Source organism: Xanthomonas sp. SHU 199, assembly GCF_000364665.1.
GTDB lineage: Bacteria > Pseudomonadota > Gammaproteobacteria > Xanthomonadales > Xanthomonadaceae > Xanthomonas_A > Xanthomonas_A sontii.
This window is the reverse complement of sequence record NZ_AQOI01000859.1, coordinates 1-504: the sequence shown is the minus strand read 5'-3', so window position 1 is coordinate 504 and position 504 is coordinate 1. Positions and strand designations below refer to the sequence as shown.

The window sequence follows — 504 nt, the reverse complement described above, 5'->3', positions numbered from 1 at the left end:
CGCCGACAGCGGCTGCGGCAGCCAGTAGGTGAGGAACAGCAGCGTGGTCAGCGCCCAGGCCGGGCCGCTGAGCAGGCGCGCGCCGCCACGGAAGCGGCTGTGCAGGAGGCGCGCCAGGGTGACCAGGGCGCCCAGCGCCAGCACTCCGGCGGCCAGGCCGGGCGCAGGCCACAGCGCAACGAACACCAGCACCCACACCGGCGCCCAGCGTTCGCGGACTTCGGGCAAGGCAGAAGCGGACAAGGAACCGTCAGGACCGGAGTTCGTCATAGATCGCCAGAGTGCTGCGCTGCATCGCCTGCAGCGTATAGGGAAGCGTGGCCGGCGGCGCCGGCGGTTGTGCCAGCAGCGCGCGCGCGGCCGCCAGCAGGGCCACGGCGTCGAAGGTCGCCACTGCGCCGGCGGGCTGCAGCTGCGCCAGCAATTCGCCGACCCCGCCATGCGCCCAGCCCAGCACCGGCCGCCCGACCGCCAGCGCCTCGACCACGGTGCGACCGAACGCCT

Annotated in this window: 2 pseudogenes; both read right to left on the bottom strand. The window is 74.2% G+C overall.

Annotation, left to right across the window (positions count from 1 at the left end):
- Positions 1 to 270 (bottom strand): annotated as a pseudogene (locus tag D183_RS25850) (O-antigen ligase family protein); the annotation flags it as partial.
- Positions 251 to 504, bottom strand: a pseudogene (locus D183_RS25845) (glycosyl transferase); the annotation flags it as partial. The pseudogenes D183_RS25850 and D183_RS25845, both read right to left, overlap by 20 nt.